The 9656-nt window shown below is 34.4% G+C and carries 10 protein-coding genes and 1 other RNA gene; 6 read left to right on the forward strand and 5 right to left on the reverse strand.

Features of this window, described 5'->3' with window-relative positions:
- The first annotated feature begins 6 nt into the window (after nucleotides 1–6).
- Together aspS and trxA are read left to right on the forward strand one after the other, a co-directional pair.
- On the forward strand, nucleotides 7–1764 hold the full coding sequence (gene aspS / locus GMA11_RS02350; RefSeq protein WP_163545609.1) for an aspartate--tRNA ligase: 1758 nt from the start codon (nucleotides 7–9) through the stop codon (nucleotides 1762–1764).
- Nucleotides 1765–1896: 132 nt separating this feature from the next.
- Nucleotides 1897–2208, forward strand: a complete 312-nt coding sequence (gene trxA / locus GMA11_RS02355; RefSeq protein ID WP_163545610.1) for a thioredoxin — start codon at nucleotides 1897–1899, stop codon at nucleotides 2206–2208.
- A 104-nt stretch (nucleotides 2209–2312) separates the two neighbouring features.
- On the opposite strand, the gene GMA11_RS02360 is transcribed toward trxA, so the two are convergent.
- Nucleotides 2313–3812 (reverse strand): carboxypeptidase M32, encoded by a 1500-nt coding sequence (locus GMA11_RS02360; RefSeq protein WP_163545611.1) that lies wholly within the window; start codon nucleotides 3810–3812, stop codon nucleotides 2313–2315.
- 136 nt (nucleotides 3813–3948) lie between these two features.
- Here GMA11_RS02360 and GMA11_RS02365 point away from each other — a divergent pair, with 136 nt between their 5' ends.
- Nucleotides 3949–4479, forward strand: coding sequence for a thermonuclease family protein (locus GMA11_RS02365; protein ID WP_163545612.1), 531 nt, complete (start codon nucleotides 3949–3951; stop codon nucleotides 4477–4479).
- A 20-nt stretch (nucleotides 4480–4499) separates the two neighbouring features.
- Nucleotides 4500–4787 (forward strand): YbjQ family protein, encoded by a 288-nt coding sequence (locus tag GMA11_RS02370; RefSeq protein ID WP_163545613.1) that lies wholly within the window; start codon nucleotides 4500–4502, stop codon nucleotides 4785–4787.
- 26 nt (nucleotides 4788–4813) lie between these two features.
- Here GMA11_RS02370 and GMA11_RS02375 read toward each other — a convergent pair whose 3' ends face one another.
- The 3 genes from GMA11_RS02375 to gpsB form a co-directional block, all read right to left on the reverse strand.
- Entirely contained in the window at nucleotides 4814–5959 is a 1146-nt protein-coding gene (locus tag GMA11_RS02375) for a class I SAM-dependent RNA methyltransferase (RefSeq protein WP_163545614.1), read from the reverse strand.
- A gap of 79 nt (nucleotides 5960–6038) precedes the next feature.
- Nucleotides 6039–6406, reverse strand: an RNA gene (gene rnpB, locus GMA11_RS02380) — RNase P RNA component class B.
- A 12-nt stretch (nucleotides 6407–6418) separates the two neighbouring features.
- On the reverse strand, nucleotides 6419–6739 hold the full coding sequence (gpsB, locus tag GMA11_RS02385) for a cell division regulator GpsB (protein WP_163545615.1): 321 nt from the start codon (nucleotides 6737–6739) through the stop codon (nucleotides 6419–6421).
- A 359-nt stretch (nucleotides 6740–7098) separates the two neighbouring features.
- Here gpsB and ruvB point away from each other — a divergent pair, with 359 nt between their 5' ends.
- Entirely contained in the window at nucleotides 7099–8115 is a 1017-nt protein-coding gene (gene ruvB / locus GMA11_RS02390) for a Holliday junction branch migration DNA helicase RuvB (RefSeq protein ID WP_163545616.1), read from the forward strand.
- A gap of 9 nt (nucleotides 8116–8124) precedes the next feature.
- On the forward strand, nucleotides 8125–9165 hold the full coding sequence (gene queA, locus GMA11_RS02395) for a tRNA preQ1(34) S-adenosylmethionine ribosyltransferase-isomerase QueA (protein ID WP_163545617.1): 1041 nt from the start codon (nucleotides 8125–8127) through the stop codon (nucleotides 9163–9165).
- 87 nt (nucleotides 9166–9252) lie between these two features.
- Here queA and GMA11_RS02400 read toward each other — a convergent pair.
- On the reverse strand, nucleotides 9253–9656 hold a 404-nt coding region (locus GMA11_RS02400; protein WP_163545618.1), incomplete at its 5' end, for a transposase.

Raw genomic sequence — 9656 nt, forward strand, 5'->3', positions numbered from 1 at the left:
AGGTATATGAGAACAAATTATTGTGGCATGATAACAGAAAAGTACGTCAACCAAACAGTAACCGTACAAGGTTGGGTTGCTAGACGTAGAGATTTTGGTGGTCTATTATTTATCCATTTACGTGATAGAGAGGGGATTGTACAAGTTGTGTTTAATGCTGAAACACAACCAGAGATATTTAAACTTGCAGAAAAATTACGTTCAGAATATGTTGTGGAAATTACAGGAGAAGTTGTTTTACGTGAAGAACAACAAATCAACGATAAAATGAATACCGGTAAAATTGATATACATGCACATGCTCTAACAATTTTATCAACAGCAACAACACCAGCTATTCCAGTAGAGGACGGTTATAACACATCAGATGAATTACGTATGCAATATCGTTATTTAGATTTACGTCGTACAAGTATGTTGCATAATTTACGTTTACGTCATCAAGTGACAAAATCTATTCGTGAGTCATTGGATAATGCAGGCTTTATTGATGTTGAAACACCGTATTTAACAAAATCAACACCAGAAGGAGCAAGAGATTATCTTGTACCATCTCGTGTGAATAGCGGTTCATTTTATGCGTTACCGCAATCTCCTCAGTTGTTTAAACAGCTATTGATGGGTGCAGGATTAGATAAATATTATCAAATTGCACGTTGTTTCCGTGATGAAGATTTAAGGGGAGATAGACAACCAGAGTTTACACAAGTCGACTTAGAAACAAGCTTTTTATCAGCAGAGGAGATTCAACAAACTGTTGAAAATATGTTGCAAAAAGTGATGAAAGATACATTGAATATTGAGGTAACAACACCATTTCCACGTATGTCGTATGCAGAGGCAATGAACAGATACGGAAATGACAAACCGGATACACGCTTTGCATTAGAATTGATTGATATTGCTTCAGTTGCTCAAAAAGTTGAGTTTGGTGTTTTCCAAAATGCCCTAGCAAATGGAGGACAAGTAAAAGCATTGAACTTAAAAGGTCAAGCAAGTGCCTATTCACGTAAAGACGTTGATAAATTGGGTGAGTTTGTTGCAAGATATGGAGCAAAAGGCTTGGCATGGACAAAAGTTGAAAATGGTGAATTTACAGGTGGTATTGCGAAATTTATCAATGATGTAAAAGAGGAATTATTATCTGTTGTGAATGGAGAAGACGGTGACATTTTATTCTTCTGTGCTGATAAACCGAGTGTGGTGGCACAATCATTAAGTGAATTACGTTTGAAATTAGGACGTGACCATGATTTGATTGATACATCAGCGTTTCATTTCTTGTGGATTGTGGATTGGCCTTTATTGGAATACGATGAAGATAATCAACGTTATGTGGCGATGCATCATCCATTTACAAGACCAAAAGCAAGTGATATGGATAAATTGACAACAAATCCTACAGATGTGATGGCAGAGGCGTATGATATTGTTTTGAATGGATACGAAATTGGCGGTGGCTCATTGCGTATTTATACACGAGAAATGCAAGAAAAAATGTTTGATGTATTAGGATTTACAAAAGAAGAGGCAGAACAACAATTTGGTTTCTTATTGGGAGCTTTAGATTCAGGATTTCCTCCTCATGGTGGATTGGCACTTGGCTTAGACAGATTGGTTATGTTATTGGCAAAAGAGAATAATATTCGTGAAGTGATTGCTTTCCCTAAAAATGGTAAAGCAATTGATCCGATGACAGAGGCACCAAGTGAAGTAAGTACAGCTCAATTACAGGAATTATCGCTATCTATTTTAGAAAAATAATATTGTGAGAATCATGTTGATAAACGTATTTGTCAACATGATTTTTTTTATTTTTGACGTAAGCATTTTTATTTACCAACTATTTTGATTATGGTATGCTAATAAAAAATAAGAAAAGAAAGAGTGAAAAAAATGGTTTTATCATTAACAGATGCAACATTTGAAAAAGAAACAGAAAAAGGTCTTGTTTTAGTTGATTTTTGGGCAACATGGTGTGGTCCTTGTCGTATGCAAGCACCAATTATTGATGCTTTAGATGAAGAAATGGGCGATAAAGTAACATTTGCGAAAATGGATATTGACGAAAATCCAGAAACAGCAAAAGAATTACGTATTATGAGTATTCCAACACTTCTCATCAAAAAAGACGGTGTGATTGTTGACCAACTTGTTGGTTTACATCAAAAAGGACACTTAGAAGAAATTTTAGAAAAATATATGTAAGATATATAACCCCCCGTTAAGCACCTTATGTGCTTAGCGGGGGGTTAATAAATTGATAAAATAAGATAAATACGGTTAACTGGATTTCTAATATAAAATCTTATTTAAATGTCATATACATCAAAATAAATCTCACGTTGTCTATCCAATAAATATTTTGATGATAGTGGTTCACCAGTTGCATTTAAAATCAATTCATTTGGTTTTTTAGATGAACCGTATTGATGAATGTGATGCGTTAACCATTCTCGAATTGGTAAATAAACATCTTGTTTAAAGACGTCTTTCATACATAAATCTTTTTCCATTGCATGACGTAATTGTGCAGCGTACATGTATCCTAAAGCATAGGATGGGAAGTAACCGAATAGTCCACCGCTCCAATGCACGTCCTGTAAGACACCTTCTAAATCATCTTTTGGTATAATACCTAGATACTCTTCGTATTTTTCATTCCATACACGTGGCAATTCACTCACAGGAAGATTGTCATTAAACAACATTTTTTCGATTTCATAGCGAATAATAATGTGTAGAGGATAAGTTAATGTATCGGCTTCAATGCGAATAAAGGAAGATTGTGAATGATGTAGTCCTTTATAGAAAGTATCAAAGTCAATATCATCAAAAGTTCCCTCTGTAATGCTTTGGAATAGAGAATAGTTTTCTCTCCAAAAATCTTTGTCGCTACCAATCATCATTTCATAAAAGAGAGATTGTGATTCGTGTATTCCTGTACTCGTTCCATTAGTTAGTGGTGTATAGTCGAATTTAGCATCAATATTTTGTTCATAAATGCCATGTCCAGCTTCGTGGATAACACCAAATACAGCCATTTTAAAATCATGTTCGTTCCAACGTGTTGTGATGCGAACATCATTTCTGTTTAATTCTTGCATAAATGGGTGCGTTGTATCATCTAAACGTCCTTTGTTGAAATTATATCCAATTTTACGAGCAATTTCTCGAACAAATTTATCTTGTTGGTATTTTGGTACATGACGTGTTAAAAAGTCTGTTCTAGGTGGTGTTCCTTTTTCTTCTAATGTTTTACGAATATCAATTAAACCATTTCTTAATTCTGAAAATAAAATGTCTAATTTTTCAGTTGTCATACCTGGCTCGTGTTTATTTAATAAAACGTCATAAGGTGTTTTTTCATCTTTTTGCCATAGTGGAATAAATGAACGAATCATAGAGATACATTGTTCCAATACAGGTTCAAAGCGTTTAAAATCTTTGGCAAGACGTCCTTGATGCCAAGCATCTTCTGCTTTTGTGATGAGTTTTGCATATTCTGTGTATTGTTCAACAGGAATCTTGTTGTTCAATTCATAATTTTCTTTGACTTTTTCAAAGAGTAACAAACCGTCTTTAGATAATTCATCTGTATGTTCTTCAAAATAACTTAAGAATGACACTAGTTTTTCTGATATACTCATTTCAAAGGCTTTACCCGATATATAACCTTTAACCTCTGACCGAAATGATGTTGCTTCTTTTGGCATACCAGTGGATGTATCCCAGCCAAGTAATGATAATACTTCATTTAATAGGGCAATTTCCTTTAAATAATCACGAAATTCTTTTTCTTTTTGGTGCATACGTTATCTCCTTTTCTTTTTATGTTTATTATAGCGTAATTTAGACAGTGAATAAAGTCATTGATAATGATGTTCAAAATAAGAAGAGTAGTTTATAATAAGAGTGTCTTTATTGTAAACAAAGGAGAATATAATCATGAAATTAAAACAATTATGGTTTATCATGCTCGCATTTTTTTGTGTTGGTTGCCAAGTACAAACAAGCACACCAATACAAAACCAAGAACAAGTAACCTTAAAACGAGTGGTAGACGGAGATACTGTTATTTTCAATATTGATGGAAAAGAAACAAAAGTGCGTGTATTATTAGTCGATACGCCTGAAAGTGTAAAGCCAGATACACCGATTTATCCTTTTGGGAAAGAGGCGAGTGAACGAACAAAAGAATTGTTAAAAAAAGCCAAAATTATTTCTTTGGAATATGAAGAAACAGGCAAAAAAGAAGATAAGTACGACAGAGCGTTAGCGTATGTCTTTGTCGACGGGAAATTATTAGAAGAAATTCTTGTTGAAGAGGGTTTAGCACGAGTTGCTTTTTATAAAGGACAAGAAAAATATTTATCATTATTGAAAACAAAGCAAGAAGCGGCTAAGAAAAAGAAAATAGGAATATGGTCTATTGAGGGTTATGTAACAGAAAGAGGATATGTGTTAGATACAAAATAAAAAGAAAAGGGGGCGTATATATGATGTTGCTGACGACAACCGAACACGTAGTAGGATATACCATTCAAAAGTATTGTGATGTTGTATTTGGAGAAATGATGGGATTTGTTGAAGGCTTAGTCGATGTGGCAATGGACGAAACAGAATTATCAGATATTCGAGAAGCCGCGTATTTGGAAATGTGTATGAAAGCTAGTGATCTTGATGCGAATGGTATTATTGGTATTCGTGTCCATTATCAATTATTAGCGTGTGGAAAAGTGTTTGTGTCGTGCTGTGGCACGGCTGTGAAAATCGAAAAGGCTTAAAATCCTCGGATTTTAAGCCTTTTAAATTATTGTTCCGTATTTTTTTTTGGTCTTAAACCCCAAAATTGAAAATAGTCTGTACGAATAGCTCCATTATATAATTTACGTTTTTTCGTTGCTTGTTGACCATAGTAAGTTTCGAAAGCTAAATCACTTGTTAAAATATACTTACTCCAAGTTGGTATGTGTGCATACGTTTGTCCCATTTGTTGATACAAGTGATGTACTTTATCTTCATCTAACAATCTATCACCATAAGGAGGATTTGAAATTAAAATACCAAACTCTTTTTTTGTTTTGAAATCTGATAATTGCATTTGTTTAAACTGAATATGCTCTGACACACCTGCTTTTTCAGCATTTCGCTTGGCAATTTCAATCATTGAACCATCAATATCAGTACCCGTAATATCAAGTACAACATCTTTTTTGATTTGATTTTTGGCATCTTGTCGAACTTGTTCAAAAATATCATTATCAAAAATATCCCATGTTTCACACGCAAAATGACGATTTAATCCAGGAGCAATATTCAATCCTATTAGGGCTGCTTCAATCGGAATAGTACCTGATCCACATGTTGGGTCGTATAAAGGTCTGTCAGGGAACCATGTTGTTAATTGGATTAGTGCAGCTGCCATGTTTTCTTTTAAAGGGGCACCACCTTTTTCAGTACGATACCCACGTTTAAATAAACTAGATCCGGTTGTGTCTAATGTTAATGTGACGACATCTTTTAAAACAGATACTTCAATAGGGTAGACAGCACCTGTTTCGGCTAGTTTTGTTTTGCGATGATAGTAGTTAGAAAGTCTTGTAACAATCGCTTTTTTTGTAATAGATTGACAGCTAGGTACATGATGAAGTGTTGATTTAACAGATTTTCCAGAAACAGGAAAATTAGCGTCTAAAGGTAACATATCTTCCCAAGGAAGTGCTTTTGTTTTTTCAAATAATTCATCAAATGTACGTGCTTTAAATGTTCCAAAAATAATTTTAATACGGTCAGCCGTACGTAGCCATAGATTTGTTTTGGCAATATCATAAGCTGTTCCTTCAAATAGCACTTTACCATTTTCAACTTGGCAAGTGTATCCCATATCTTTTAATTCTTTACCAACGAGTGCTTCAATACCAGCCGCACACGTCGCCATCAATTTGAATGTTTTCATGACATATTATCTCCATAATAATACAGTGCTAAAAAGATTTAGCACTGTGCGTAATGTTTATATAACCTGAATTGTAAACTTCTATAAGCCATGTTCTGTACTATTTATCTGTCAGGAGCAGAGTAAATAGCGATTATTATCTGTCTGTGTATCATTGATACACCTCTTTTTTCGTTGTTATTCCTATAAAGAGTGCCCCTACCATACGTTTGGGTTGCTCGCTCGAGGGGTTTACCGCGTTCCACCAATCTGTTTCCAGTATTGCTTCGTCACTGTGGCACTTTCAAGAATACTTTGACATAGCCTAAGCCTTAGCCATTTTTTCTGCCGTCAACTAATAGTTGCCTTAGCTTATTGTTTCGCTAAGCACGAACACTACAAGCATTTCAGCTTGTGCGAGCATGGACTTTCCTCAGCTTAGATACTAAACCGCAATAATCCGAAGTCTACAAAGACATCTTATTGAACATTGTCCAATTTTGAACCAAAAACGTGTTTTTCTAAGTTTGATATACGTCTTAAAATATCGTAGTTTGTTGTGCCGGCACTTGATGTTTGAGGTTTTGCATCAGAACCACCATTTTTTTCTGATAATTCGCCAATTTTGTTGATTAAGCGAATATTTTCTTGTTTTAATTTTGCTAGTTCTGTTTCAAACATGTCGTAATCTTGCATGATTAAATCTAAAAATTCATCTACTTCAACAGTGTTGTATCCTCTCATGCTTGTTTTAAATGCTTGATCATAAATATCTTGTGGGGTTAAGTTTCTTTTTGCCATATCGTTCATCCTTTCAGTATCGTACCTTTCTATTTTACAATGAATATGTTTTTTTTTAAAGTCAAAAACAACAATTCATTAAAAAAATTGTGTTTTATAATGAAACATTTGTTTCAATAGTGTGTATCAAGGAAAAAATGTATTTAAAATAGAATAATATCAATAGTTTACTGATTTACGGTTTATCATTTGATAATGACGATGAAAAAAGATAAATTCAAAGAAATACTCGTTAAATCATGAATTGCAAAAAAGTCAGCATATAGATTTGTTATCTATATTATTTTAGACAACAATACTTTACTACAAGTCCAAAAAATGATACTTTAGTGTAGAGTAAAAATGAAAAGGAGATTGCTATGTCATTTGATGAAGAACGTTTTATGTCTAGTCATGTTAGAACAGAACAAGAAGAACAAGCAGAGATGTCTTTACGTCCAAAAACATTAGCACAGTATATTGGGCAAGACCGTGTAAAGCATGAGCTAGCAATTTATATAAAAGCTGCAAAAGAACGTCAAGAAGCATTAGACCACGTTTTATTATATGGTCCTCCAGGATTAGGAAAAACAACAATGGCAATGGTCATTGCGAATGAAATCGGTGTAGGCATTCGTACAACGAGTGGTCCGGCAATCGAAAGACCGGGTGATTTAGTTGCTTTATTAAGTGATTTAAATCCGGGTGATATTTTGTTTATTGATGAAATTCATCGTTTGCCACGACAAGTGGAAGAAATGTTATATTCTGCTATGGAAGATTTTTATATTGATATTATTTCTGGTCAAGGAGCTACGGCACAGCCCATTCATTTTCCATTGCCACCGTTCACACTCGTTGGTGCAACAACAAAAGCAGGTTCTTTATCAGCACCATTAAGAGATAGATTTGGTATCGTTTCTCACATGGAATATTATGATGTAGAAGCTCTTTCTGAAATTGTCAAACGTTCGGCATCTATTTTTGATATGGAGATTGATGAGGCAGGAGCGTATGAAATTGGGTTACGTTCACGTGGGACACCGCGTATTGCCAATCGTTTATTAAAACGTGTTCGAGATTACACACAAGTTTTTGGACAAGGTGTGATAACAAAGGAATTATCGGATAAAGCATTATCCTTATTACGTGTTGATGAAAAAGGTTTAGATCATGTGGATAGAAATTTATTAGAAACGATGATACAACTTTACAATGGTGGCCCAGTCGGACTAAGTACAATCGCCGCAAACATTAGTGAAGATACCGATACAATAGAAGATATGTATGAACCGTACTTACTTCAAATGGGCTTTTTACAAAGAACCCCAAGAGGTAGGGTTGTGACTGAATATGCCTATAAGCATTTAGGTATTGCGTATAAAAAAGATGAATAGGAGAGTAAAATGTTAACGACAAAAGACTTTGATTTTGATTTGCCGGAGGAGCTGATTGCACAGACACCTTTAAAAGAACGGAGTAAATCAAGATTACTTGCCTTAAATGCCACAAGTGGTGCGTATCAAGATGAAACATTTATCAATGTTGTCAATCATCTGCATGAGGGAGATGTATTAGTTTTAAATGATACACGTGTTTTACCCGCAAGATTGCATGGAGAAAAAGAAGATACGGGTGCTCATGTTGAATTGTTATTATTGACGAATATAGAGGGAGATAAATGGGAAACTCTTGTGAAACCTGCTAAGCGTGTTAAAGTAGGAACAGTTATTTCATTTGGAGATGGACGCTTAAAAGCAAAAGTTATCGAAGAACAAGAGCACGGAGGACGCATTGTTGAATTTATGTATCAAGGTGTCTTTTTAGAAGTCTTAGATTCTTTAGGGGAAATGCCTTTACCACCATATATTAAAGAGCATTTGGATGATAAAGAACGCTATCAAACCGTTTATGCAAAAGAAGTTGGTTCTGCGGCTGCCCCAACAGCAGGTTTGCATTTCACACCAGAATTATTAGAACAAATTGAAGCAAAGGGTGTAGACATTGCTTATTTGACATTGCATGTCGGATTAGGCACATTTAGACCGGTTTCTGTTGAAAATTTAAGTGAGCATAAAATGCATTCAGAATTTTATCAGTTAAATCAAGAAACAGCTAATAAAATCAATGCAGCGAAAAAAAGAGGAAATCGTGTCATAGCTGTTGGAACAACGTCTATTCGTACACTAGAAACTATTGCCACAGCGAACCAAGGTACGATGATAGCATCAAGTGGGTGGACAGATATATTTATTTCCCCTGGGTATACGTTTAAAATTGTCGACGGTTTTATTACGAATTTTCATTTACCAAAATCTACTTTAGTTATGCTTGTATCAGCATTTGCAGGACGAGAAAATGTGTTAAATGCTTATCAACATGCCATTTCTAAAAAATATCGTTTCTTTAGTTTTGGCGATGCAATGATTGTTGAAAAATTTGTATAATAAAAAGACTTGACATCAACATTTTTAGGCTCTTCGTCAAATTGTGTTGGTGGAGAGAAATAGTGAGTATGTTGGTAGTGAATGGCATTAACCATTCACTACCTTTTTCACATTCTTTTTCTGCCACTGAGAATGGTGTTGTATGATTAAAATACGTAATCTAAAATAGGAAAAACGTCTATAGCCATAGGCAATGCGTTTGATAACTTTAATATGATTGTTGATAGCTTCTGTGATACCGTTTGAATAAGGTGTGGTAAAAGCTTGATAAATACCATTCTGATAGGTTTTAAAAATATCAAATTTCTTTCTAAACCACTCTGGTAATGACGGGTCAATATGATGAATAACCTCCATAAATGACTCAAAATCTCGCTGTCTATAAGCATATCTCAACTCTTGTACAAACTCATATGCTTGTTTTAAAACAGGACTATAGTCTAATAATCTATCAAGGATTTGTGCGTGTGTCAGATATGTTTTAAAGGATT

This window comes from Granulicatella sp. zg-ZJ (assembly GCF_010892355.1).
Lineage (GTDB): Bacteria > Bacillota > Bacilli > Lactobacillales > Aerococcaceae > WM01.